At 36.1% G+C, this 24,196-nt stretch carries 25 protein-coding genes and 4 pseudogenes; 13 read left to right on the forward strand and 16 right to left on the reverse strand.

Annotated elements, in window-relative coordinates; translation table 11 throughout:
• Positions 1–9 precede the first annotated feature (9 nt).
• Positions 10–1,899 (forward strand): DNA topoisomerase IV subunit B, encoded by a 1,890-nt coding sequence (gene parE / locus ACLKMH_RS05665; RefSeq protein WP_413701193.1) that lies wholly within the window; start codon positions 10–12, stop codon positions 1,897–1,899.
• Between the two features lie 94 nt (positions 1,900–1,993).
• Here parE and ACLKMH_RS05670 read toward each other — a convergent pair whose 3' ends face one another.
• Together ACLKMH_RS05670 and ACLKMH_RS05675 are read right to left on the reverse strand one after the other, a co-directional pair.
• The gene (locus ACLKMH_RS05670) at positions 1,994–2,953 is read right to left on the reverse strand and encodes a methyl-accepting chemotaxis protein (protein ID WP_413701194.1); all 960 of its coding nucleotides are present in this window, start codon (positions 2,951–2,953) and stop codon (positions 1,994–1,996) included.
• Positions 2,950–4,116, reverse strand: a complete 1,167-nt coding sequence (locus ACLKMH_RS05675) for a hypothetical protein (protein ID WP_413701195.1) — start codon at positions 4,114–4,116, stop codon at positions 2,950–2,952. Before ACLKMH_RS05675 ends, ACLKMH_RS05670 begins: the two co-directional genes overlap by 4 nt.
• Positions 4,117–4,520: 404 nt before the next feature.
• Between ACLKMH_RS05675 and ACLKMH_RS05680 the strand changes: the two are divergent.
• A pseudogene (locus ACLKMH_RS05680) lies at positions 4,521–5,761 on the forward strand (protein kinase).
• Positions 5,762–5,804: 43 nt separating this feature from the next.
• On the opposite strand, the gene ACLKMH_RS05685 reads toward ACLKMH_RS05680, so the two are convergent.
• Complete coding sequence (locus tag ACLKMH_RS05685; RefSeq protein ID WP_413701196.1) at positions 5,805–7,541, reverse strand: EAL domain-containing protein; 1,737 nt, start codon at positions 7,539–7,541, stop codon at positions 5,805–5,807.
• Positions 7,542–7,699: 158 nt separating this feature from the next.
• Here ACLKMH_RS05685 and ACLKMH_RS05690 point away from each other — a divergent pair, with 158 nt between their 5' ends.
• From ACLKMH_RS05690 to ACLKMH_RS05725, 8 genes are all read left to right on the forward strand, one after another.
• Positions 7,700–7,993: a helix-turn-helix domain-containing protein gene (locus ACLKMH_RS05690; RefSeq protein WP_413701197.1), complete on the forward strand. Its 294-nt coding sequence runs from the start codon at positions 7,700–7,702 to the stop codon at positions 7,991–7,993.
• 32 nt (positions 7,994–8,025) lie between these two features.
• Positions 8,026–8,262, forward strand: a complete 237-nt coding sequence (locus ACLKMH_RS05695; protein ID WP_413701198.1) for a response regulator — start codon at positions 8,026–8,028, stop codon at positions 8,260–8,262.
• 22 nt (positions 8,263–8,284) lie between these two features.
• Positions 8,285–8,872, forward strand: a complete 588-nt coding sequence (locus tag ACLKMH_RS05700; RefSeq protein ID WP_413701199.1) for a phosphate/phosphite/phosphonate ABC transporter substrate-binding protein — start codon at positions 8,285–8,287, stop codon at positions 8,870–8,872.
• Entirely contained in the window at positions 8,845–9,042 is a 198-nt protein-coding gene (locus tag ACLKMH_RS05705) for a PhnD/SsuA/transferrin family substrate-binding protein (protein ID WP_413701200.1), read from the forward strand. Before ACLKMH_RS05700 ends, ACLKMH_RS05705 begins: the two co-directional genes overlap by 28 nt.
• A gap of 79 nt (positions 9,043–9,121) precedes the next feature.
• Positions 9,122–10,165, forward strand: coding sequence for a HAMP domain-containing protein (locus ACLKMH_RS05710; protein ID WP_413701201.1), 1,044 nt, complete (start codon positions 9,122–9,124; stop codon positions 10,163–10,165).
• Positions 10,166–10,458: 293 nt separating this feature from the next.
• A complete protein-coding gene (locus tag ACLKMH_RS05715) occupies positions 10,459–10,779 on the forward strand; it encodes a sensor histidine kinase (RefSeq protein ID WP_413701202.1) in 321 nt (106 codons plus the stop codon).
• Complete coding sequence (locus ACLKMH_RS05720; RefSeq protein WP_413701203.1) at positions 10,772–11,800, forward strand: response regulator; 1,029 nt, start codon at positions 10,772–10,774, stop codon at positions 11,798–11,800. The genes ACLKMH_RS05715 and ACLKMH_RS05720 overlap by 8 nt, the downstream gene beginning before the upstream one ends.
• Positions 11,778–12,071, forward strand: a complete 294-nt coding sequence (locus ACLKMH_RS05725) for a hypothetical protein (protein ID WP_413701204.1) — start codon at positions 11,778–11,780, stop codon at positions 12,069–12,071. Before ACLKMH_RS05720 ends, ACLKMH_RS05725 begins: the two co-directional genes overlap by 23 nt.
• Here the strand turns inward: ACLKMH_RS05725 and ACLKMH_RS05730 are convergent.
• From ACLKMH_RS05730 to ACLKMH_RS05760, 7 genes and pseudogenes are all read right to left on the reverse strand, one after another.
• Complete coding sequence (locus ACLKMH_RS05730; RefSeq protein WP_413701205.1) at positions 12,064–12,843, reverse strand: sensor histidine kinase; 780 nt, start codon at positions 12,841–12,843, stop codon at positions 12,064–12,066. The genes ACLKMH_RS05725 and ACLKMH_RS05730 overlap by 8 nt on opposite strands.
• A complete protein-coding gene (locus tag ACLKMH_RS05735) occupies positions 12,840–13,307 on the reverse strand; it encodes a hypothetical protein (protein WP_413701206.1) in 468 nt (155 codons plus the stop codon). The genes ACLKMH_RS05730 and ACLKMH_RS05735 overlap by 4 nt, the downstream gene beginning before the upstream one ends.
• Positions 13,308–13,550: 243 nt before the next feature.
• Positions 13,551–13,658 carry a hypothetical protein gene (locus ACLKMH_RS05740; protein ID WP_413702267.1) on the reverse strand — a complete coding sequence of 36 codons (108 nt, stop codon included), beginning with the start codon at positions 13,656–13,658 and terminating at the stop codon, positions 13,551–13,553.
• Between the two features lie 12 nt (positions 13,659–13,670).
• A pseudogene (locus ACLKMH_RS05745) lies at positions 13,671–14,092 on the reverse strand (heme NO-binding domain-containing protein); the annotation flags it as partial.
• A 263-nt stretch (positions 14,093–14,355) separates the two neighbouring features.
• Entirely contained in the window at positions 14,356–14,484 is a 129-nt protein-coding gene (locus ACLKMH_RS05750; RefSeq protein WP_413701207.1) for a hypothetical protein, read from the reverse strand.
• The gene (locus tag ACLKMH_RS05755; RefSeq protein WP_413701208.1) at positions 14,468–15,523 is read right to left on the reverse strand and encodes a methyl-accepting chemotaxis protein; all 1,056 of its coding nucleotides are present in this window, start codon (positions 15,521–15,523) and stop codon (positions 14,468–14,470) included. The genes ACLKMH_RS05750 and ACLKMH_RS05755 overlap by 17 nt, the downstream gene beginning before the upstream one ends.
• A gap of 216 nt (positions 15,524–15,739) precedes the next feature.
• The gene (locus ACLKMH_RS05760; protein ID WP_413701209.1) at positions 15,740–17,251 is read right to left on the reverse strand and encodes a CYTH domain-containing protein; all 1,512 of its coding nucleotides are present in this window, start codon (positions 17,249–17,251) and stop codon (positions 15,740–15,742) included.
• 160 nt (positions 17,252–17,411) lie between these two features.
• Between ACLKMH_RS05760 and ACLKMH_RS05765 the strand changes: the two are divergent.
• The 3 genes and pseudogenes from ACLKMH_RS05765 (at position 17,412) to ACLKMH_RS05775 (ending at position 20,108) form a co-directional block, all read left to right on the forward strand.
• Positions 17,412–18,093: pseudogene (locus ACLKMH_RS05765) on the forward strand (TIGR00153 family protein).
• A 19-nt stretch (positions 18,094–18,112) separates the two neighbouring features.
• Positions 18,113–19,380 (forward strand): annotated as a pseudogene (locus ACLKMH_RS05770) (inorganic phosphate transporter).
• A gap of 119 nt (positions 19,381–19,499) precedes the next feature.
• Positions 19,500–20,108, forward strand: coding sequence for a TIGR04211 family SH3 domain-containing protein (locus ACLKMH_RS05775; RefSeq protein ID WP_413701210.1), 609 nt, complete (start codon positions 19,500–19,502; stop codon positions 20,106–20,108).
• A 166-nt stretch (positions 20,109–20,274) separates the two neighbouring features.
• Here ACLKMH_RS05775 and ACLKMH_RS05780 read toward each other — a convergent pair whose 3' ends face one another.
• The 6 genes from ACLKMH_RS05780 to ACLKMH_RS05805 form a co-directional block, all read right to left on the reverse strand.
• The gene (locus ACLKMH_RS05780; protein WP_413701211.1) at positions 20,275–21,135 is read right to left on the reverse strand and encodes a general secretion pathway protein GspB; all 861 of its coding nucleotides are present in this window, start codon (positions 21,133–21,135) and stop codon (positions 20,275–20,277) included.
• The gene (locus tag ACLKMH_RS05785) at positions 21,101–21,904 is read right to left on the reverse strand and encodes a peptidoglycan-binding protein (RefSeq protein ID WP_413701212.1); all 804 of its coding nucleotides are present in this window, start codon (positions 21,902–21,904) and stop codon (positions 21,101–21,103) included. The genes ACLKMH_RS05780 and ACLKMH_RS05785 overlap by 35 nt, the downstream gene beginning before the upstream one ends.
• Entirely contained in the window at positions 21,894–22,178 is a 285-nt protein-coding gene (locus ACLKMH_RS05790; RefSeq protein WP_413701213.1) for a hypothetical protein, read from the reverse strand. The genes ACLKMH_RS05785 and ACLKMH_RS05790 overlap by 11 nt, the downstream gene beginning before the upstream one ends.
• 26 nt (positions 22,179–22,204) lie before the next feature.
• Positions 22,205–22,738 carry an ExeA family protein gene (locus ACLKMH_RS05795; protein WP_413701214.1) on the reverse strand — a complete coding sequence of 178 codons (534 nt, stop codon included), beginning with the start codon at positions 22,736–22,738 and terminating at the stop codon, positions 22,205–22,207.
• Positions 22,739–22,814: 76 nt separating this feature from the next.
• Entirely contained in the window at positions 22,815–23,363 is a 549-nt protein-coding gene (locus tag ACLKMH_RS05800) for an SPOR domain-containing protein (RefSeq protein WP_413701215.1), read from the reverse strand.
• Positions 23,364–23,401: 38 nt separating this feature from the next.
• On the reverse strand, positions 23,402–24,187 hold the full coding sequence (locus tag ACLKMH_RS05805) for an ExeA family protein (RefSeq protein WP_413701216.1): 786 nt from the start codon (positions 24,185–24,187) through the stop codon (positions 23,402–23,404).
• Positions 24,188–24,196 lie beyond the last annotated feature (9 nt).

Below are 24,196 nucleotides of genomic sequence, written 5' to 3' on the forward strand. Positions count from 1 at the left end.
AGGTGCACCATGAACGACCAATACAATTCCGATTCCATTGAAGTATTAAACGGACTTGACCCTGTTCGTCATCGCCCGGGGATGTACACAGAAACAAACCGACCTAACCATCTTGCGCAGGAAGTGATTGATAACTCTGTTGATGAAGCTTTAGCTGGTTATGCCTCTTCGATACAAGTTATTTTACATGAAGACCATTCATTAGAAGTGATTGATGATGGTCGTGGTATGCCCGTTGATATTCATCCCGAAGAAAAAATTTCTGGTGTTGAGCTTATTTTCTGTAAATTGCATGCGGGTGGTAAGTTCTCTGGCAAAAACTACGAAATATCTGGCGGTTTACATGGTGTTGGTATTTCCGTGGTTAATGCTTTATCCACTCGCGTAGACGTTAATATACGTCGTGATGCTAAGGTGTTTCATATTGCCTTTGAAGATGGCAATAAAGTTGTAGAACTCCATGAAAGTGGTACCTGCGGACAGCGTAATACAGGCACAAGTGTGCATTTTAGGCCAGATCCAAAGTACTTTGATAGTTTTAAATTTTCAGTGTCTCGCTTATTGCATTTACTCAAAGCGAAGGCCGTGTTATGCCCAGGGTTGAGCATAAAATTTAAAGATAAAGTAAATAAAAATAATTATGAATGGTGTTATCAAGACGGGTTAAATGATTATTTGTTAGAAGCAGTTTCTGATAATGAATTATTACCTGCGACACCTTTCATCGGTACTTTTACTGCAAATCGAGAAACTGCCGACTGGGCAGTTGTTTGGTTGCCTGAAGGTGGCGATTCAATTTCCGAAAGTTACGTTAACTTGATCCCAACTTCACAGGGAGGGACACATGTAAACGGCTTCCGACAAGGTTTGCTTGATGCAATGCGAGAGTTTTGTGACATCCGAAATTTATTGCCTCGTGGCATTAAAATTAGCCCAGAAGATATCTGGGAAAAATGTGCCTATATATTATCAGTTAAAATCAAAGAACCGCAGTTTGCAGGTCAGACCAAAGAGCGCTTATCTTCACGCCAGTGTTCGGCATTTGTCGCAGGAGTTGTTAAGGATGCCTTTAGTTTATGGCTTAATGCGAATGTAAATGAAGCAGAAGTATTAGCTGAATTCTGTATTAGTAACGCACAAACCCGAACACGAAAAAGTAAAAAAATAGCGCGTAAAAAAATTACCCAAGGGCCTGCACTCCCAGGAAAATTAACCGATTGTTCAGGTCAAGACCCTGAGCGAGGAGAGCTCTTTTTAGTAGAGGGTGATTCTGCTGGTGGTTCAGCAAAACAAGCTAGAGATCGTGAGTTTCAAGCAATTCTGCCTTTACGCGGAAAAATTAAAAATACCTGGGAAGATGAATCTGACACGATTTTAAATTCTGAAGAAATCCACAATATCTCTGTCGCTATTGGTATTGATCCGGCGTCCTCTGATTTATCTGGCTTACGTTATAAAAAAATATGTATTTTGGCCGATGCCGACTCCGATGGGTTACACATTGCAACGTTAATTTGTGCCTTGTTTGTACAACACTTTAGAGCAGTGGTAGATGCGGGGCATTTTTATGTTGCTATGCCTCCTCTTTATCGTATTGATGTCGGTAAAGAAGTGTTTTACGCCTTAGATGAAGCTGAAAAAGAAGGGATTTTAGACCGCATTGAAGCAGAGAAAAAACGCGGTAAAGTAGGGGTTCAACGTTTTAAAGGATTAGGTGAAATGAATCCTGATCAATTACGTGAAACAACAATGGATCCGAACACGCGACGCTTAGTACAGCTAACCAGTTCCGACGCCGATAAAATGGTAGAGGTTATGGATATGTTACTTGCTAAAAAACGAGCCTCAGATAGGAAAACCTGGCTCGAAAGTAGCGGTGATATGTTGTCTGTGGATTGATATTGTTAACGATAAAAAAGGGGTAGATAATTAATTATCTACCCCTTTTTTATGATGCACAGTGTTTGATTGTGCATCATTTGCTAATTCGCAGTTATGCTGTTTGATTGGATACTTGAAAGCGTCCAATCAATGTATTTAAGCGTAAAATAGCATTTTTTACTAAGGTACTTCGACGTAATAATTGTTGAGAAGATACTTCCATTGATAATGTCGTGTTTTGCGCATCTTTAGCTGTTTCTTCATGTTGTTGGCTATTGCTTGCAATTTGGTTCATGGTGTCAAACATGTTTTCAACTGCTTCTTTCAATTTTAGACTGCGCTCTCCAGAATCTAATACAAAACTATCTTTATCAACATTTTTAACACCTTGTTCCATATAACTCACAGCCATTTCTGATTCTTTACTCAGTTTAGCGGTTATGTTGCCAATATGACTCGTCGCTTGGGATGTTTTTGTAGCTAAATTACGAACCTCATCAGCAACCACCGAAAAACCACGTCCATGGTCACCAGCTCGTGTCGCCTCGATAGCCGCATTTAATGCCAGTAAATTAGTCTGCTCAGTAATTTCGGTGATTAACCCAACAATGGCACCGATTTCTTTCATTTGAGCATTTACATCGTTAACACTTTTAGCAGATGCTAATACGATATCTTTTATTTGAGTGGTATTGTTAACCGCCTGTGTATATTCCTGTTGTGAACTCTCGACTACATCATGCATAAGTTGTTGCATTGTTTGAGCTGATACCGTTGCTGATGCTATCTCTTCCTGTTGACCTCCGGATAAATGTATCATTGAACCAATAGAGTTACTGGTTGCTTTGGTCGCACTATCAACGCTAACACAGCGACGTAACATTGATTCACTGACCTTATGTACTTCCGTTGAGGCATGGATCATTTCACCGACCATATTGTCGAGATTATCGATAAAGCTGTTAACCCATCTGCCTAAGTCACCTAACTCATCGGAACTAAGTTCTTCAGTTTTAAACCTTTGTTGTAAATTAGCATCTCCCTCTGCCAGCATTTGAATGACTTCAATCATATGGCGTAAACGGGAGGTAATAGGTTTGATAGCAAAAAAGTTAAGCCGATTAAACCAAGTAATGAGGTAAATATGAGTAGTAAGTTACTCTGTAAGGTACTTAAATCGAAGTAACTATTGGCAATAATAGTGCTGATAACCGGTAAGCTCATTGCTAAGCTTAATTTTTTTGCCACAGTGTAAGTGAGTGATCGCTGACGATATACTTCTTCCAAATCTGCTTCACACATCATCCCCCAAACATCAGGGGAGCCTTGTAGTTGGAATGTCACGCCTTTACCAATAACTGGGATATGACGATAATCAGAGTAACCCGGGTAACTGACATAAATATTTTCGCCTTTACTTATGGTTTCCCGAACTCCTGGGTGAAGTTGTTGTGTTGCTGGGTCAGTAAAGCGAATTTCAAATTCAGTATGATCTTTAACTTTTACCGTTCCCCATTGTGTTGTTACACCGGATTTAAGGTTCTCTCCGTGAGAAAAGGTATTATCTTCAAAACGAGAACGAGAAAGCGCAGTACCTGGAGAGATAGAATTATCTAGCTTAGATTCAACCATAAAAATATAGTTATCACCTGATTCACTATAAACATGGCCAGCTTCACGTTGAATAAGGTCGCCCATTACATCATTAGGGACACGACCACAAAGGCAACCGATAACTTCATCATTTACCGTCAATGGTTGATAATACATAAGTGTAACGGCATCATGAAAAGAAGAGCTGGATGGTCCAATAGATTTAGTTAAAGGATCGACGTAAGGACCATGTAAGAATGGTGCTTGTAATCCTTTTTCAAGTACTCTCTTGTCTATTTGGCGATTAGCATAAGAAGTTGTACTAGAACAAACTAAGGTGCCGTCTGAGGTTAAAATGAATAATTCTGAAAAATCATTATTTCTTTTTAATAGGCCCTGTAATGCACTATTCCATTCACTTTCTTTTTTTGAGGCAATATAAAGAGAAGCATCAGTTAAAAAATGCCATTGTGTATTCACCCAAGATTCTAAAATACGCACTCGTGTATTAGCAATATTAGTAAAGGTATGAGCTAGTGATTCCTTAAGTCCACGGTTTAACCAGCAGGCTTTTTTCATCGCTAACTTTCCTGTTGAACCAAATATTGGCAACCAGTGACGTTCTTTTGTAGTTAGATTCATAATCTTGTTCTCTTCAGTTTTACATAAAAGACCAAGGTAGCAAGATAGGATCCAAAAAAACATCTTGAAATAAATTTTATAAAAAACAAATTAACAAACTGATAATTAGATATGTCTACCATAAATGATAAATATAATTACTTTTATTTGTCTTATTTACAGACTTTTAGTGTCTGTATTTTTGTATTAGAAGTATTAAATAAGTGTAAAAATAGTTTTTTTGCACTTATTTGGTGCGTTTTGACTAAAATATTAACAATGTTATTTTTTATATCGTTTATGTTCAGTACGATGAAAATATAAAACGAAATTATTATCTCTGCTTACTTTGAAGAAAACCTGTTTTCTAATCATTAATCCCTTTAAACTATTCACTTTTAACCAACAGTATTAGGTTTTCTATTTTGCATACACTTTCTCAATTAAATGCTGGTCAATTATTAGGTGTTAAACGCCTGTCACTTTCTGAAGGGCTAACAGAGTTCCCAATGGCTATTTTAACTTTAGCTGATACTCTAGAGGTTCTAGATCTCTCTAATAACCAACTTTCAACTCTGCCCAGTGAAATTAGCCAACTTCATAAATTGAAAATCATTTTTGCTTCACAAAATCGCTTTGAAGTTTTACCTGAGGCCATTGGGAACTGTGAAAATTTAGAGATGGTTGGTTTTAAATCAAACCAAATTAAGCAAGTTCCTAGTAAATCTTTACCCAAAAGATTACGTTGGTTAATTTTAACGGATAATCAAATTTCAAGCTTACCTGATAGTTTAGGCGAAAGACCTAGATTACAAAAACTCGCATTAGCGGGAAACCAATTAACACAATTACCAGCAACGATGAGCAATTTAAACAACCTGGAATTAATACGTATTTCTGCGAATCAATTAACAGAGTGTCCTGAGCAATTATTAAGTTTACCCAAACTAGCTTGGTTTGCCTTTGCAGGTAATCCCTTTTGTCAGTCATCAGTTAAAGTTGAGTCGGTACCGAGCATCGAAGCTTCAAGTTACCAGTTAGGTGAGATATTAGGACAAGGTGCTTCGGGGATTATTTATAAAGCTAATTGGAAAGCTTCACAAAAGCAATTTCCAGAACAGATTGCTGTTAAGGTCTTTAAAGGAGAAGTAACCAGTGATGGTTATCCTCAGGATGAACTATAAGCCTGCTTAAAGGTTGGCAATCATGATAACTTAGTGCAGTCACTTGCACAGGTAGAAAGTACCGGGGAGTTAGCCTTGATTATGAAGTTGATCCCTGCTCATTATAAAAACCTTGGTTTACCACCTTCCTTTAAAAGCTGTACTCGCGATACCTTTGCAGATGATTTTAGTTTAACTATTTCTCAAATAAAAAAATCGTACAGCAGATGCAAGATGTTTTTGAGCATTTGCATGGGAATCAGGTTTGTCATGGTGATCTTTATGCGCACAATACGCTGTTGGATGAGCAAGCAAATATTATTTTTGGTGATTTTGGGGTCGCTTCTATGTATCACATGCTCACAACCGAGCAACAGCAAAAGATTAAAGATATTGAATACCGCGCATTAGTTTATTTTATCGAGGACTTATTATCTGTTTGTGTTAAAGAAGATAGGGATAGTGAGGATTTTCAAAACTTACAAAATAATTTTTTGAAATAATCGTCGCCGTTTGTTACTAATCTATTCCATAATTCCCTTCAAATTATGCCATTAGTTTGAAGGGTTGATTAATCAAAATAGTTTCGAATTCATCTTTTGTTACTGGCTTACTATAGACATATCCCTGAATGTAATGACAACCGTAATCTCGAAGCAATTCGACTTGATCCTGTTGCTCAACCCCTTCAGCTACAACTTCGATATTTAATCTATGGCATAAATCTATAATACTTTGTAACATATCGTTTACTCCGGTATTGATACCAAGATCATCAATTAATATTTTATCTAGTTTTAAAACATCAACTGGTAACTTAGAAAGGTAAGCAAAGGATGAGTAACCTGAGCCAAAGTCATCAATCGCAATATTAACGCCTAAGTGCTTAAGTTGCCAAAGTATGTCAGCGGTCTGTGTTAAATCCTCTATAATGCAACCTTCAGTAATTTCCAGCTCTAGACAGGCTGGGTTTATTCCTGTCCTTTTTAGTAAATAGGTTAGCTCTTCGATAATTTGATTACTTTGTAATTGTCGAGGAGAAATATTAATCGCTAATTTAATATTTCCATTGAAGCGTTTTTTAAAATCGATAAGTTGATTGATGCTATTTTCTATTAACCAGTCGCCAATTGCTTGGATCTGTCCATCTAGTTCACTCAAACCAATAAATTCAACTGGAGATACCCAGCCTAAGGAAGCATGTTGCCAACGCATCAGTACTTCTGCTGTTTCAACTATCCCATCTTCTAACCTAACTTTGGGCTGATAATATAAGCTGAATTGATTAGTATTGATCGCCTGTTGGATACTATTTTGTATGCTTTTTTTACGTTTCTTTTCAGTCATATACTTTGTATCTAAATGTATAATATGTGCTTTATCACCACTGCGTTTATTATCTCGATATTCCTGTTCTGAAATACTTCTTATTGAATGCAATAACTGTGCTACTTCCATGCCTTCAAAAGGCGCCAAGGCATAAGCGAAATGACATTGTAATTTAGGTACTATTTGCTCATTATCGATGCAAAGTGATAGCGCTTTATCGACCATAATTAACTTCTGGTGTAGTGTTTCAGCTTGCTCTTTTTTAGTAGAAATCACTAATAGCTGGTCTACATCAACGTTGAAAACTTCATAACTTTCAAGTGGGCAAGTGTCGATAATTTTAGAGACATATTCTAATGTTATACCTTGTTGTGTCTGCGTCCAATGGTGATCATGCAAGGAAATATCTGCAACGATAATTGATATAAGAGAGAACTCAGTTTGGTCCGCGATTAAACGCTGAATGGTTTTATCAAAATTCACACGATCTGGCTTAATATATTTTTTGCTGAGTTTTCCTGCAGAAGTGTTACTTAGCCTTTGCTCGTATTCTGTAAAAGCTTGGTCGACTTCATTGATTAATTGCTCATTACTCCAAGGCTTAGTTAAAAACTTATAAGCGACTCCGGTATTCATGACACTCATAGCGCTGTCAAAGTCTGCATAAGCGGTTAGTATCATTGAAACAATATTGGGGTAACATTGCTTAATCTTCTTCACCAGTGTACCACCGTCAATATCAGGCATCCGAAAGTCAGACAAAACAACTTTGAAATGGTGTTGTTTGAGTATTCGTAATGCTTCTTTAGCACTACTGGCAGTATATACTTGGTATTTTGTACGCCTAAAGCTACGTTTAATTGCTTTTAAATTACCTTCTTCATCATCGACAACTAGCACATTGTATTTATCAATGAGATCTTCAGGTGAATAGTGATGTTGCGTACTGACCATAATAATTACCCCTACAACTATATTTTGATTTAGGTTAAATGTATCATTTGTCACAAATGTCGTCAATATTCTATTTGTCGTAATTTGTACTTAAGGCGTGTTTGCCTTTAATGTCTTTCAGTGGTATAAATAACTCAACGTATCCAGGAATCATAATTATGAGTAAAGTAAAATCTCTGACAACCGGTGACATTGCAGAATATTGTGACGTCAATTTACGAACCGTTATCCGTTGGATTGATAAAGGAAACCTTAAGGGTTATAAGTCGCCTGGAAGGGGAAATAACAGAGTGACTGTTGAAAGTTTTGTTATTTTCTTAAAAGAAAATAACATGCCTATTCCTGCTGAATTTATGCCTAACAGCAAAACAGTTTTAATTGTTGATGATGATGAAAATATGGCTAATGCCATTAAGCGAGTGCTTAAAAAAATGCATTTGAATGTGATATAGCAACCAATGGTTTTTTAGCGGGTAGTAAATTAATGGAACAAAAACCAAGTTTAATGACATTAGATTTAACCATGCCTGGACTTAATGGCTTTGATCTTCTAAAGCACTTAAGAGCTGAAAAACAATTTGATGATTTGAAAATATTAGTTATTTCAGCATTGGCTCAAGAGCGACTGAATGAAGCCATTGAGTTAGGTGCAAATGCGGTACTTTCAAAACCTTTTAAAAACGATGAATTATTAAATATCGTTAATAAATTGACATCGTAACGACTAAATATAAGGCTTTATTATGCATAAATTAATCTTGTTTATTAACTTACTCCTTATTTTTCCTATCACAGTAAATGCGCAACAAAACTCAATAACCTTTGGAGTTGTGCCCCAACAGTCTGCTAAAGTTTTGGCCACTCAATGGACGCCTATTCTTGAATATATAAGTAATGAAAGCGGTATTAGTATTGTTTTTAGTACCGCTAAAGATATTCCTACCTTTGAGAAACGTCTTAAACTAGGAGAGTATGATGTTGCCTATATGAATCCATATCATTATGTCGAATTTAATCAATCAACGGGTTACGACGCTATTGCTAAACAACAAAGCAAGACGATTATGGGGGTTATTGTTGCTAAAAAAGATGGAAATATTAAAACAATATATGATTTAGATGGCATGTCATTGGCTTTTCCTGCACCAGTCGCTTTTGTCGCCACTATTTTGCCTCAAGCTGAGTTAAAAAGATTAAATATATCCTACACTCCCACGTATGTTTCTTCCCATGATTCAGTTTATCTGAATGTGTCTCGAGGTTTTTTCCCGCCGGTGGTGGCATCATACGAACGCTTAATAATATGCCAACAGAAACCTTGTCTACTTTAAAAACAATATGGAAAAGTGAAAAATACACATCTCATGCGATTGCAACTCACCCTAGAATAAATGCTTTATCGAGACAGAAAATATTAAAAGCTTTAGTTAATATGAGCCACTCTGAGCAAGGGAAAGTTTTATTAAAAAAATTAACTTTAAGGGGTTTGAAATGGCTGTAGATAATGACTGGGATGATGTTAGATCGCTTAATATTGCGACCCCTACAGCGGTAAAAACTGATAAGTAATAGGCCTTATAATGAAGCTATCATTACGGAATAAAACGATTATTAGTATTGCTTTGATAGAAGCAATATTGTTGATTGCTTTGATATTTACTGCGGTTAACTTTATGAGAGGCTCTTTAAATGAAGATTTGGTTAAACGCTCCTCTACTATCGCAACACTCTTTGCTAGTACAACTAAAGATGCAGTTTTAACCTACGACTTAGCCTCACTCGAAACCTATTGTTCCGAATTAATGAATAACCCTGACATTGCTTATGTCAGGATTGTGAATAATAAAAATCAAGTGCTTGCAGAAGCAGGAGATAAAAGCTTATTAGCAAGGAAGTTTTTAAAGGATGAAAAAGTTGAACTGGTTAGCGATGGAATATTTGATAACTTCGCAAATATAAAAGAATCAGGACATGTATATGGGCGAGTTGAACTTGGTATTGATATTAGTAGTATAAATCTGTCGGTTAAGAAAATTCAAAATTGGACTACCTTTATTGCATTAATAGAAATGTTAATGGTGGCATTATTCTCATTTGTATTAGGTAGTTATTTAACCCGTCAATTACAGGGGTTGCGAATTGCGCCGAAAGAGGTCTCTAGAAATATTGAAAAAGGCAACTTTAACCACACCAAATTGCCTGTAAATGGCAATGATGAGCTAGCAGAAGTAACAGAAGCATTTAACAAGTTAATCATCACACTAGAAACAGAGCATGCTCGGACAGAAGAGTATCAAAAAGATCTTGAAGTATTTAATCACACTTTAGAAGAGAAAGTGAAACAACGGACTTTATTGCTAAATGAACGTAATAGCCAGCTTGAGAAGTCAAATCAAGAGCTACATTCCATGCAACAACAGCTAATTCATGCAGAAAAAATGGCTTCTATTGGACAACTTGTCGCTGGTATTGCTCATGAAATTAATAACCCAATTGGTTTTGTTAGTAGCAATTTAAACACCCTCAAAGAGTATACCGGGACTTATTGTGAATTAAGTAAGCAAGTACAAAAATTGCTTGCTATAGAGACCGTCGAAGAAAAAGTTTACGGTGTAAAGAGTTAGTAGAATGGTTAGATAATCAAGATTTATCATATATTGATAATGATACCTCAGAGTTACTAGATGAGTCGATCGAAGGACTAGCTAGGGTTAGCGATATAGCAAAAGGGCTAAAGCAATTCTCTCGAGCAGATTCTGATGGTAAAAATTGGTTTGATATTAATGAGTGTGTATTAACAACGCTTAAGGTAGTAAATAATAAGCTTAAATATCATTGCACTATTAATCAAGATCTGGGGGATTTACCTAAGATCTGGGGGAATTTAGGTAAAATTAATCAAGTACTAACAAACCTCTTGATTAATGCTGGTCAGGCTATTATTGAGCAAGGGGAGATTTTTATAACCACTGAATTAGATAATAATAATGTTGTTATATCGATTAAAGATACTGGTTTAGGCATTTCAAAAGATAACCTCAATAAAATTTTTGACCCTTTTTTCACGACTAAAGATGTTGGTCTAGGAACAGGATTAGGCTTGTCTATTTCCTATGGCATTATCCAAGAGCATGGTGGCAACATTGTTGTTGATAGTGAATTAAATCGAGGCACCTGTTTCAAAGTGACTTTACCGATAAAAAACGATGCACCAACTGAAGGAAACTTAAATGACTGAGGAAACTATGAGCGATATAGCTCCGATGACAGTGTTATGTGTCGATGATGAAGTTAATATATTAAAATCCATGAAGCGTTTGTTATATAAACAAAAGTTTCAAGTGTTATTGGCTGAAAGTGGCGCTAAAGCATTACAGATAATGCAGGAAAATGAAGTACATGTGATTGTCTCTGATATGAAAATGCCGATGATGTCTGGCGCTCAACTGCTTGAGAAAACAGCATTAACTTGGCCTGATACTTATCGAATTTTATTGACTGGTTATTCGGATATGGAATCGACAATAGATGCGGTAAATAAAGGAAAAATTCATCGCTACTTACAAAAGCCTTGGAATAATGAAGAGCTTATTAATGCAATTAACGAAGGCCTAGAAAAAAATAGATTAAAAAATGAAAATCTTAACTTACAAAAATTGGTAAAAAAACAAAATAATCTATTAAAAGAACAAAATAAAAACCTCGAAGCTAAAGTAAAGTTACGTACTAAGCAAATACAATTAGCAATGCACAAGATTGAACATAATAATCACGCTACTCAGAAAGTGTTGTATAACTTAATTAGTGTTAACCCCAACCTGAATGGTGGCTTCGCAAATAGCGTTAGTTTATTAGCTAAGCGTATGGCTGAAAAATTGTCTTTAACAAAAGAACAGGTTAATGATATCTCTTATGCAGGGTTAATATGCGAAGTTGGCTTGTTAGGGCTTGATAGTTCGTTATATAACAAGCCACATAAGTTGCTAAATTATAACCAACAGCAAGAATACTTAGAGCAAATTAAGGTAGCTCAACTAGTCTTTTCTCCTGCTTCTTATCTGCAAAATGTTTCTGATATTATTACTTGTCAGTTTGAAAATGTTAATGGTTCTGGCCCTAATCAATTATCTGAAATGCAAATACCTATTGGAGCAAAAATTATTGCGGTTGCGCGAGATTATTGGCGTTATTCTATGGGGAGGATAACCTCAGAAGAAATGAATTACGCAAGCGACTATGGCGGAAATGAAAAAATATAGTGGCACTCGTTATGATGCAAGCTTAATTGACATGTTGATGAATAATGAGGCGATTGTTTCAGGCGAACTTGCAGAGAAGACTATTACTTCTCAGGAACTTAAACCTGAAATGATATTAAAGTATAACATACTCACTGATGCTCATATTTTGGTATTGCCAGAGGGGCATGTCTTTTCTGATGTCAGTATTTTAAAGCTAAAACAATTTGAAAATAATCAGAATACAAAGTTTTCGTTAATCGTAGAAGAACCTTCTCTAGAAGTTAGCTGATTACTGGGAATTGTAAGTTAAAGGTTGTACCAATATTAACTTTAGACTCAACACTGATTTGTGCATTATGGGCCTCTAAAATAGAGTATGAAATAGATAAACCTAATCCTGTTCCTGTGCCAATAGGCTTTGTTGTAAAGAAGGGAGTAAATAGTTGATTAATGGTTTTATTATCCATGCCACTACCAGTATCTTTAACATGTATTGTAATGCTTTCATTGTCTTGGCTACAGTCGATTGTTAATGTGCCACCGTCTTTCATTGCGTATGCGACATTAACAAATAAATTAACAAACACTTGTTGTAATTGTCCCGTATTTCCTAATATTAAAGGGCAATCATCTGGTACATTGTTTTGCACTGAGTGTTTATATTTAAAAATATTACCGACAACCTGAAGAGCGGATATAACACATTGATGTAAAGACATTTCTATTAAAACTTCATCCCCAGAGTGGGAAAACCCTTTTAAATTATCAACGATTTCCTTTACTTTATCGAGTCCTTCTATGTTTGATTTAAGTAAATCATCAGAATCTTCTTCTATGTAGTTTAAATCAAATTTTTCTCGTAAATCTTTAAAAGAAGATGAAGTTAAAAGATTATTCTGCTCGATACTCTGCTCTATTTCTGTGCTTAATAATTTATAATCACTTAAATAATCTTTTAATACCTCCATATTTGATCGAATAAAAGCAACAGGGTTATTAATTTCATGAGCAACACCGGCCGCTAAATGCCCTAATGAAGCCATTTTTTCAGATTGTATCAATTGACGACGTGTTTTTTTAACTTAATTAAGGAGTCTTGAAGCTGTTCGTTACGCTTCAATATTCTGATATCAGTTAGTCGACGATGAATGCCTGCAAGCAAATTTTCTCTTGAGGTCATTAATGCTGAGTGCCTATCTTTATTGCATTTGTTACATTTATCACTGCTATTTAAAAAAGCTAACCAACCAACCTTATCGCCAGATAAAGGAAAGTTTGTATACAACATTAAATTAAAGGCAAGATCACTGTTAGTTTCAATATCTAAAGTCTTCCAAGATTCTAAAAATCTTGCTTCTGAAGATGGTAATAATTTAATGACTAACTGTTTAACTTCCTTGTTCTCATGCCAGCCATGTTCTTTTCCCCATATCTTTTGACTTTGTTCGGTAACCTCCAGACCTTGTTCAGTGATAATGAAAAAACCGTAATGCGAGGAACAAAAGGTGCCTGTTAACCTGATCATATGCTCGATCATTTCATTAAGTGGAGCATCTGATGCTATGTTGCTTGATGTATTTGCTAAATATTCTAATTCCAGTTGTTTTTGTGTGGAAGAAGCAAGCGCTTTTTGGAGTGATTGATTGGCTTCATAGATATCTAATGAATATTTCTCTAGCTGATTCTCCGCTAAGTTTCTGGCTTTTTTCCCTTATCGCTTTACGTTCAAGGACAGAGATGCGCTTTTCTAATTCTTCAGTGGAAAGCTTCAAATTTTCTTCACCTCAAGCACACAGCGTTCACCACCTTCATGTTCACATTCAGGTTGAGTTACAAGGACTTCTTGCCCTGTATGTTGTGCTAGGCCGTGTATTATTCCTTCACAGAAAAAACATAACTGACGTGGAGATTGATAATGAAACGTTAATGTATCTTCTGTTTCAGCCAAAAATTCAAATTCTGGTAATAAGGCATCGGGGTTTAATTTTTTTACTTCTATATGAATAAAGCTTTGCACTGCATGCAAAAATTCAAAAACATCTTTAAAATCGTGAGCACCTGAAGGCGCTATGTTGTATAAGGCTTGAAAAACCCACTTGCCAAAGGCAAATTGTGCATCTTTTGAGGAAATATTTTTTTCTCTACAACGAGGTCTATTAACGTAAATAACTCTTGGTCATCATAGGTTTCAACTGTGGTGTAAATCCCTTCACTTGGTAAATTTGCTTCATCGAGTAAGGTATCCCAAAATTCATCACCCCAAAGCTCTTCAATAAATTCACTAAACTTTACAAAAACAATACCTTTCATATAAATTCCTTATTTATTAACAGTAAAAGTATAGCTTTTAAAGTGGATTAATCTAGTTTGAGATATATTTTCTGGATAATTTTTAGCAACATATGACAATGTTTAGAGTATCTGCTAAAACGAAATAGAAATGTTTTTCATAGATATATGTAGGGAGGGGCTTTTAGTTCTCAATTGTCTATAAAAACAACTATATTTGCTGTTCTTATAGACTGAGCTCGTTTTTAACTAAGCACTAAGCACTAAGCACTAAGCACTAAGCACTAAGCACTAAGCGCCTTTGCATGTCCGCTGATGGTTTCTGCCATCTCTGTTACTTCCTGTAAAACGGTTACAGAGCCCTCAACCACTTCTTTTACTAATTCTAAGTTTTCATTAATGTTTGCGAGCAACGGTTGTTTGTTCATCGGCGACTGATGCAATTTGGTAATTCATATCAGAAATATGATGTACTTTTTCGACAATACCGGCGAGTTTACTACCTGCCTGGGTAACTTGGTCAACACCTACATTAGCTTCATCAACACTTTTAGCCATTAAATCAACGGCATCCTGTGCACTTTTTTGTAATTGTTCAATCATTCCTTGAATTTCCACCGTCGCATCCTGTGTGCGTTTGGCAAGATTACGGACTTCATCGGCAACCACGGCAAAACCTCGGCCTGCTTCTCCTGCTCGAGTCGCTTCAATCGCCGCGTTAAGTGCTAATAAATTTGTTTGTTCAGAAATACTGCGAATAGTATCAACTACACTACCAATGCCTTCTACTTTCATTTCAACACTGTTCACCGCAGTAGAAGAGGCGCCAATATTTGTTGATAGTGAGTTAATGGTTGAAATCGTCGCATCAACAAATTTACTACCTTCTTGAGCAACATCTGAGGCTTCCGTGGTTGAGGCTGACGCACTATTAGCATTATTGGCAACTTCCTTTACTGTGCTGGTCATTTGGTTCATCGCTGTGACAAGTTGTTCAATTTGCCCGAACTCTTCAGACATTGAGTCATTAATGATTTCCATGCAAATACCTAAGTGTTCGGCGATTTCAGATAAACCTTTTACTTCCAGTTCTGTTGCCTCTGTTTTTTGTTGTGAGCTAGCGTCTCGCTCACATAATAAAGCGATGAGTGCTCCTGTTTGATTGCGAGGTAGCGTTTTTGCATAATCAGGTAAGGTTTCATCAGTGATTGCCTGAGATAGTTGAAGAGTCATCTTTTTCATCTGTTTTTGTTGTATAAAAGCGCCAAGGTATAAAATAACAACAAAACAAAGGGCTAATAAAATGCTTATCCAAAGATCATCATTGCCTTTACTCAGACTCATGTTAATAAAAAATAGCAATGCACCTATTACAGCTATAATAGTGGTTTTTATAAGTGTTGATAATTGCGTTGTTTTTTGCACTAAGCTTGAAAGATTAGATTGAGCCATATGAGTACCTACATAATTGAAAAGTAATTTAACTTATTTTGCGAACAAGCATAATTCGCAGTAAGTGAAATAGTAATGAACAAAGTTTAGATGGATTCTTGAGAAAAGGTAGCTAACTTCAAAATAAAAAATAGAATTGTGAAGTTAGCTTTCAGAGAGGCTTAGTTAATCTAATTACTTGTATTATTATAGGGTTAGGTTGTTGCATGTAACTTGTTAATTCTGTTCTTCCTGCCAATATAGAGTCTTGCGTAAAGCTTGTTGCTTTGATTGATGTAATGCACTTAATAATGACTCTTCTTTACGTTTTATCCATTTTAAATAATCCTGTCGAAGTACACTATCAGTTTCATCTTGAGCAATTTCACTAATAATATTGATCATCGAGAATTCATCTAATCCCTGTTTAATATCCAGCCAAAGCGCACGAAAAGCATCACTTTTTTGTTTTTCAAATACATTTCCTAAGCTTAAGCCGGTCAACAAACTACTTTCTATTAAACCTTGAAAAGATAGAAACTGTTCTGCAGTTAACGCATCATTATTTTTTAAGGCGAGGCTAACCTGTCCCCAGGTTTTGTCTAATTGATTGACTGAGAAGGCTTTGATGTTATTACTTTTATCGCCAGAGAAAGTGCTTTTCTCTAATTGAATAAGCCACTGTGTAAAAGTAAGAACAAATTGGCAGTATCGACTAGATTTTAAAATAGTGATTATTGCATCATCATTTGGTAGAAGTTGTTTCTGATGCTTAATGGTTGCTTTAAGTAATTTAGATTTTGGCGACTTACGTAAATAAAAGCCTTTATCCTCGAGAAGACGAGCATGTGTAAAGTATTCATCTAACCATGAGAATGATCGTGCTAACCAATGTAAGTCTTCAATCCAAGGCGCTTTGTTGAAATTTTCTAATTCACTTTTAAATAAAATAATATTTTGATGTAAAAATTTTATACCCTGTAGGAATTCTTGTAATGTTTCCCGTGTCTTATTTTCAATATAACAATTCTCGTGATACTGAAGTTGTTTTAAGCCATGTTGTAAATTAACTAATAACGCCTGTTTGATAGATAGTTTTTCATCAATCGGGGAATGCACCAGCTTTTTGATAGGGAAGGTGGCATTGTCAGCCAGCATATAACCTCGTTGGGCTTTACTGACATTACCAAGACGTACGTCAGGTATTTGCGCGATTTGCTTACCTAAGGTAAATAGTTGTTTTTCATCACCCTTTACTAATTCGAGTTCAACTTCACAAAGTGGTACCTTACCTTGATTCGTTTCAATAAACCCAACATCGTAGGCCACTTCGACTAAAGTATCCTCTTCTATTTCAATTAACCAGCTTTGGCGATTAAAATCCGTGCTAAAAATTGGAATAAGTGCATTTTCTAATGCTTGTATATCGCTATCTTCTGGCCAAATTTTACTATTAAAACGTGCAAGTTCTGGGCGGGAACCTTCAATGGGTTCATTGTATTCAGGGCGTTGGTGTAATCCACCAATCACTTTACCTGCTGTTTTAATAGTTTGAACTGATTTTTCATCTATCGTTCGAACCCTTAAGCCCATATCAAGTTGACGTAGGTTTCGCTCGGCGGTATCAAAGTAAACATTATGTAAAAATTGATTCTTACTAGAAATACAGTGCCATTTGTTTAGTGTTTGGTACAAATTATCTGCAAAATCTTCATTGAAAATGAACTTTAATTCTATTTCTATTTCCATAATTTTTTAGTTTTACCTGTTTACTTTGTTTGATTTCAATCGTGATTACATAATAATTTTGTGAATTATACTAAATTACAGTTCATTTGTGTCAAAAAGAAAGCTAACATGCGCCGCATATTTGTTGTTCAGTTTGATCATTTAAATAATAGGGTAAATTATGCCAGCTAATTCAATTTTTGGAGTTTTTGCAAAATCTCCAATCAAACCAATTCAGAGGCACATGGCTAAAGTTTCTGCGTGTAGTAAATTGCTTGTTCCATTTTTTCATGCAAGTGCGAGCATCTGATTGGGATGAAGCTGAACGAATTCGCAAAGAAATCTCGAAACTTGAAAAAGAAGCGGATGAGTTCAAGCGTGAATTACGTTTAACCTTGCCAAGAGGCTTGTTTATGCCGATGGATAGAAGCGACATGATTGAATTGGTTAATCGTCAAGATAAAATCGCCAATACAACAAAAGATATTGCTGGTCGCATTTATGGCAGACAGCTACAAATACCGAGTGAAATATTTACTGATTTTATCGATTACGTTAAACGTTGTGTGGATGCAGTAAAACAAGCTCGTAAAGCAATTGATGAGTTAGATGAATTACTTGAAACTGGCTTTAAAGGCCGTGAAGTAGATATTGTGACTGAAATGATTGCTGTGTTAGAAGGCATCGAAGATGATACTGACACATTACAAATTCGCTTGAGACGTAATCTATTAGTGATTGAAGGGCAGTATAATCCTGTTGATGTTATGTTTCTTTATCAAATTTTAGAGTGGGTTGGACAATTAGCAGATCACTCGGAATTAATTGGTACTCAGCTTGAATTAATTCTTGCGCGTTCATAATATTCACTAGGAGTTAAACATGGATATTTTAGTCACACATGGTGATACTTTAGTCCTTTTTGCCGCTATTGTTGGTTTTTTAATGGCTTGGGGCATTGGTGCAAATGATGTTGCAAATGCAATGGGAACCTCGGTTGGTTCAAAAGCACTAACTATTAAACAAGCAATTATTATTGCCATGATCTTTGAGTTTTCTGGTGCTTACTTAGCTGGTGGGGAAGTGACCTCAACAATTCGTAAGGGCATTATTGATGCAACTTATTATATCGACCAACCTGAATTACTTGTATTTGGGATGACTGCGACCTTTACTTGTTGCAGAGAACATGGTTAATTATTGCTTCTTATTATGGCTGGCCAGTTTCAACAACGCATTCAATTGTTGGTGCTATTGTTGGTTTCTCTGCTGTTGGTGTTGGTATGGGCAGTGTTACTTGGTCTGCTGTTGGTGGTATTATCGGTAGCTGGATTATTACACCTTTGATTTCAGGTATTATTGCTTACTTTATCTTTATGAGTTCGCAAAAGTTAATTTTTAATACTAATGATCCGATTAACAATGCCAAAAGATATGTTCCTTTGTATATGTTTTTAGCTGGTTTTGTTATGTCCTTAGTAACAATAATTAAAGGCTTAAAACATGTAGGTTTACATATCCCAACGGATAATGCCTTTGTTTATGCCGCAATTGCAGGAATTATTGTTGCTGTGATCGGTAAATTCTTTATTAATCGCGTCAAAATTGATCCAAAAGCTGATAAGAAAATGCACTTTGCAAATGTAGAGAAGATTTTTGCTGTTCTTATGATAGTTACCGCTTGTGCAATGGCTTTTGCCCATGGTTCAAATGACGTTGCAAATGCGATTGGCCCATTAGCCGCTGTTGTTAGTATTGTTGGCCATGGTGGTGAAATTGGCGCGAAATCAGTGCTAGCATGGTGGATTCTGCCATTAGGTGGTATCGGGATTGTATTAGGACTGGCTGTATTTGGTAAACGCGTAATGGCAACCATTGGTACTGGTATTACTCATTTAACACCAAGTCGTGGATTTGCGACTGAACTTGTAGCTGCTTCAACGGTAGTTATTGCATCGGGTACAGGCTTACCGATTTCTACGACACAAACGCTTGTTGGTGCTGTTTTAGGGGTTGGTATGGCACGTGGTATTGCAACATTAAACTTAGGTGTTGTGCGTAATATCGTTATCTCTTGGGTTGTTACATTACCTATCGGTGCTTGCTTATCGATTGTTTTCTTCTTCATGCTTAAAAACATATTTAGCTGATTATTAACAAAAAGCAAATTCAAAGAGAGCTTCGGCTCTCTTTTTTCTTATTAGGGCTTTTCCTTAGTGAAAATTGCTTTAAACTAAAGGCTTAATTTTTTGGTAATAGGCGAACTCTCTTGAAAATTATTAAATACCTACTTACATCTCTCCTTTTGACTTTGTCAGTAAATAGCTTTGCTGAAACTCGATATGTTAGTGATGAAGTCTATATCTACATTCATTCTGGGCCCAGTCTAGAGTATCGTATTATTGGTACTTTGAAGGTTGGTACTGAAGTTGAAACCTTGAAATATAACAAAAGCACTAAGTTTATGCAGGTTAAAGCTTCGACAGGGAAAGTAGGCTGGATGAAAGCCTCTGAGCTACAGGAAAACCTACCTGCTAAAAACTTACTTCCTACGGTACAGAAAGAGCTTGATGAAGCACTTCAAGCGCTTGAGAATATTTCTGCCGAGAATGACTTGAAACTATCGGAAAAAGAAGTTGTTTTACAGGAACAAATTAGCTTGGTTGCTGAATTAAAGGCAGAAACAGATCGTTTAAATAATGATGTGATTGATTTGAAATCTCGTAAGCTTGAGTTAGAGCTTTGGCAGGAAACAAAAGAATCACGTGAAAAAATGAACTGGATGCTTGATGGTGGTGGATTTTTATTGCTTGGTTTATTAATTGGTTTGATTATTCCGTTTTTACCACGCCGTAAAAAACGTACTAATAACTGGTAATCACAGTCGTAAGGCTATAAAGCTAAAAGGCTATAAAGCTGTAATGCTATAAAGCTAAAAGGCTATAAAGCTGTAAGGGTATAAAGCTGTAAGGCTATAAAGCTAAAAGGTTTGAAGTTATGCTTGTTTCAAGCCTTCAAGCCTTCAAGCCTTCAAGCCTCAAGTTTTAATAACCTTTCCAGTCAGTGAGTGACTCTAAACTGAAGCTTTGGCGCCCGAAACGAAATATACTGCGTTGCGGTTGAATTTCAATCACTTCTAACTTACCTGTACTGTCAAAGCTACCCTCGACTAACCTTTCTCCGTTAATTTGTATCCAACGCTCTGTCGCTAATGAAGAATAGACATGAGAGTCATAACGCATTAATGGTATTTTATTTTGGAAGTTACTGCTCATAAGATGAATATCACTGCCATCACTATTTTCTTCAACAAAGCTATCCTCTGAAGTACCTTCTACATCACTTTCATCCTGTTCGATTTCAGTGAGTAATACCGCAAGCTCAAAGCGCTTTTTAAGATCCTCTGATATTTCATCATAATTAAGTGTAGGCTCAGGCTCTTCAGCTAAAGTTGGCTCTTTTGCTATTACAGCTGGTTTATCATTGAAGGTATTCGTCTCAGGTGCTGGTTGTGACGTGACAATGGGTGTTTCTGGTAATGCTGTTTGTGGTGCTTGTGTTTGTATAGCTTTTGTTTTGCTAGGTACTTGAGTCGCCTTTATTTCTTGTTTCACAACAGGGATTGGTTGTGTATCAAAGGTCATCTTAACCAGTGTTGTATCTATTTCGGGCTTTGTTGCTGGTGCTTTTACAACCTCGGGGACTATTGTCGTCGTCGCTTCTACTTTTTGATAAGGGTAAAACTGCAAATAGATTAAGATACTTAATAAGATGATAATAATAAGTGTCGCAATTGAAAAAATGACTTTCCAAAATATATTTTTATTTTGTACTTGATTGACGGGAGGCATTCCACCCATTTGCTCAAACTTATTTTTTAATAACGCTTTTGAAATAGTCGACATTACTTTTCTTCCTGTAATAATCGCGGTGAATTAGAACAGCTAATTGCATTAGAGTATGTGGCCCTACTATGCCATCATCAATCAAACCCGCCTCACGTTGAAACGAACTAACTTGTTCTAATAGGCGTAAATCAAAGTGTGTTTTATGTTCACTGGGCCAACCTTGCTTTTTATTTAATTGGTTCACTAACCAGGCGACTTGCTCGTTATCTTGACCGTATTTAATGGTGCCTTTAAGTGGGAAAGGAGATTTCCATAATAAGGTGATATCCCCAGTCCAATAGTCCTTAAACCATTGCTCAGAAACATTAATCAAGTAACCATTAATAAGTAGCTGGTAAGTTTCTGCAATTTTATAAATAACCGCATAAATTTCTGTTTGATTGTCTTTTTCGAGACGCACAACACTCGGGTAATTTAATTGCTTTAGTTTACTAAGAGGTATTTTTTCAATATAACAGGATAATAATACTGACTTCCCTCGTTCACAGTTAACATTATTTGCATCAACTCGATAGCCCCAAACAGAGTACAAGGCTGACAGTGCATTATCATAACTTGCATCTGTTAAGTTTAATTGTGGATAAACATCTAACCATTGCTTATCCAGTTTGGTTTCTAGTGCTTCAGGGGCGGAGCAGGCTTTGTATTTACTTGGATCTGTTCTTCTGCTTGTGAAAATGCATCCGAAGAAGTAATGAATTTTGAAATTTTCGGAGCTTGTAATACTGTTAAGGCAATTAAAAAAGTCAACATAGCTAAGCGCCAATGTGATGCAAAAAATGTTTTTTAAGCTCTTTTTGCGAGAAATGAATCTCTTTGCTTGCCTCTTTTACCATTTTTAAGGTCACTATATGGCTGTTTTCAATATAAGTCGCCAGTAAGCTACGATCACAAAGTATATTAGTTAAGCGTGGCGTGCCATGGCACCTTCTAAATATTTCCTGCAGTGCAGATTTGTCAAATATCGCATGAGTAGAACCTGCGATGGTTAGACGGTGTTGAATATAAATATTACTTTCTTGCTGAGTTAATGAAAGCAAGTGATAACGAGCTGTAATAGACTGGGCTAAAGGAGAAAAATATCTTGTTTTAGTTTTGCTTGTAATTCCGTTTGCCCGATTAAAATCACTTGTAGTGTTTTCTGATGGTTGCTCTCAACCTCTGTTAACAAACGTAATTGTTCTAATGCGGCAAAACTAAGGTGCTGTGCTTCATCGATTAATACCACCGCATGGCGGTTATTTTGATGATTCTCTAGCATCCAGGCGCTTAATTCTGCGAATAAAGAACTTAAATTGTTCTTTTCATATTGAATGTTGAAACTATCACAGATAGTGGTCAGTAATTCGATTTCATTTAAAGCGGGATTAAGAATAAAGGCAATATCAGTATCTGAGCTCATATTTTCAACTAAAGAGCGACAAATAGTCGTTTTACCTGTGCCAACTTCACCTGTTAATAATACAAACCCTGCATGGCCTCTCAAGCCATGTTGCAAGTGAGCAATTGCTTCCTTGTGACGCCCACTTAAATAAAGAAAGTCAGGATCAGGCGAAATTGAAAAGGGCTTCATTTTAAGTGAAAAAAATTCTTGGTACATAACTTACCTAAAGAAAAAAATAAGGTGCATATTGCTCATGCATAAAAACAAAGTGTTAAGTTGCTCGTTTACAAAGCTATTTTATATCGCCCTGGATCATTTTGTAATCTTTAATCCACGGGTCAATATCAGGAAACTGTTCTTCTAATGATTTACTGGTCGCTTTTGCCATTTTATAACTTTCAAACTCCCCTAATAAAATAACAAACTTCTCATAATTGCTACTTTCTTTGTGGTATACAAAGGTTTTCTCCTGCAAACCAGTATGGGCAATAAAATAGTCTTTTACGGCTTGCTCTGTTTTAAGGTCAGCTAGCTCAAGAGTATAGTTTTTTATTGGCATTGCTAATATTGTTTCTAAGGGAGTAATACTAATAATAAGTTCTTCGATAATAGGTTCTTCGACAACAGGCTCTTCGCTAATAGGCGTTTCAATAACTGCTGGGGCCTGCTGTTTTGGACTGGGTTGTTGATTTGCTGTGTTTATTATACGAGCCCATTCCTGTTGTTTTTCATCTTCTGCGGATGGTTGCAAGTATTGTTCAATCGTTGGAATTTGTTGTGTTAACAGGAAAGTTAGTAGTCCAACACTCGCGATCACCGCAATAGAGGGAATAAAGCGCATTAATGGATTTGCTTGTTGAGGTAAATCTGCTTCTTTAATTACTTTTTTACTAACTTTGGGGTGATGTTTAACCAGGATTGTGTAAAAGCACTTAGTAAACAACGGTCACATAATTGATTAATAAGAAGAGGAATACCTTGGCTTGCTTTATGAATAGCAGGCATCGCTCTAGGGTCAAAAATAGCTCCCTTAGCACCCGCTATGTTAAGCCGGTGTTGAATATAAAAGATGGTTTCTTGCTGATTTAAAGTACGTAAGTGATATCGAGCCGTAATACGTTGAGAAAGTTGTCGTAACTCCTTGGTTAATAGCTTTTCCTGTAATGAAGTTTGCCCAACTAAAATAATTTGTAGTGGTTTTTGATTATCAGCTTCAATATTTGTGAGCAACCGTAATTGTTCTAATACATCAAAGGAAAGGTGTTGTGCTTCATCGATAAGTACAATCGCATGACGTCCCTGCTGGTGGTTTTTAAGCATCCAAGAAGAAAGCGCGTCAAACATTACTTTCAGGCTGATATTATTTCGGTCATAGTCAATTGAAAATTGATTGCAAATATCAACTAAAAGTGTGATCCCAGAAACTGCGGATTGAGTAATAGAGGAAACATCTGTATCGGGAGGCATATTTTTTAACAAATACTGGCAAATTGTGGTTTTACCTGTTCCAACTTCACCTGTTAATACCACGAAACCTCCGTTGCCCTGTAAACCATAGGTTAAGTGAGCTAGCGCTTCTTTATGTTGTTCTGTGAAGAAAATAAATTCGGGATCGGGAGGTATCAAAAAAGGAGATTTAGTTAAGGAAAAAAATTCTTGATACATGATAAACCC

Origin of the sequence: Psychromonas sp. KJ10-10, assembly GCF_047323245.1 — a bacterium.
Classification (GTDB): domain Bacteria; phylum Pseudomonadota; class Gammaproteobacteria; order Enterobacterales; family Psychromonadaceae; genus Psychromonas.

Coding starts and splice junctions, on each gene's coding strand:
- parE (WP_413701193.1), top strand. CDS start 10: ATGAACGACCAATACAATTCCGATTCCATTGAAGTATTAAACGGACTT.
- ACLKMH_RS05670 (WP_413701194.1), bottom strand. CDS start 2,953: ATGATTGAAGTCATTCAAATGCTGGCAGAGGGAGATGCTAATTTACAA.
- ACLKMH_RS05675 (WP_413701195.1), bottom strand. CDS start 4,116: ATGAATCTAACTACAAAAGAACGTCACTGGTTGCCAATATTTGGTTCA.
- ACLKMH_RS05685 (WP_413701196.1), bottom strand. CDS start 7,541: ATGGTCAGTACGCAACATCACTATTCACCTGAAGATCTCATTGATAAA.
- ACLKMH_RS05690 (WP_413701197.1), top strand. CDS start 7,700: ATGAGTAAAGTAAAATCTCTGACAACCGGTGACATTGCAGAATATTGT.
- ACLKMH_RS05695 (WP_413701198.1), top strand. CDS start 8,026: ATGGAACAAAAACCAAGTTTAATGACATTAGATTTAACCATGCCTGGA.
- ACLKMH_RS05700 (WP_413701199.1), top strand. CDS start 8,285: ATGCATAAATTAATCTTGTTTATTAACTTACTCCTTATTTTTCCTATC.
- ACLKMH_RS05705 (WP_413701200.1), top strand. CDS start 8,845: ATGCCAACAGAAACCTTGTCTACTTTAAAAACAATATGGAAAAGTGAA.
- ACLKMH_RS05710 (WP_413701201.1), top strand. CDS start 9,122: ATGAAGCTATCATTACGGAATAAAACGATTATTAGTATTGCTTTGATA.
- ACLKMH_RS05720 (WP_413701203.1), top strand. CDS start 10,772: ATGACTGAGGAAACTATGAGCGATATAGCTCCGATGACAGTGTTATGT.
- ACLKMH_RS05725 (WP_413701204.1), top strand. CDS start 11,778: ATGGCGGAAATGAAAAAATATAGTGGCACTCGTTATGATGCAAGCTTA.
- ACLKMH_RS05735 (WP_413701206.1), bottom strand. CDS start 13,307: ATGATCAGGTTAACAGGCACCTTTTGTTCCTCGCATTACGGTTTTTTC.
- ACLKMH_RS05755 (WP_413701208.1), bottom strand. CDS start 15,523: ATGGCTCAATCTAATCTTTCAAGCTTAGTGCAAAAAACAACGCAATTA.
- ACLKMH_RS05760 (WP_413701209.1), bottom strand. CDS start 17,251: ATGGAAATAGAAATAGAATTAAAGTTCATTTTCAATGAAGATTTTGCA.
- ACLKMH_RS05780 (WP_413701211.1), bottom strand. CDS start 21,135: ATGTCGACTATTTCAAAAGCGTTATTAAAAAATAAGTTTGAGCAAATG.
- ACLKMH_RS05795 (WP_413701214.1), bottom strand. CDS start 22,738: ATGTACCAAGAATTTTTTTCACTTAAAATGAAGCCCTTTTCAATTTCG.
- ACLKMH_RS05800 (WP_413701215.1), bottom strand. CDS start 23,363: ATGCGCTTTATTCCCTCTATTGCGGTGATCGCGAGTGTTGGACTACTA.
- ACLKMH_RS05805 (WP_413701216.1), bottom strand. CDS start 24,187: ATGTATCAAGAATTTTTTTCCTTAACTAAATCTCCTTTTTTGATACCT.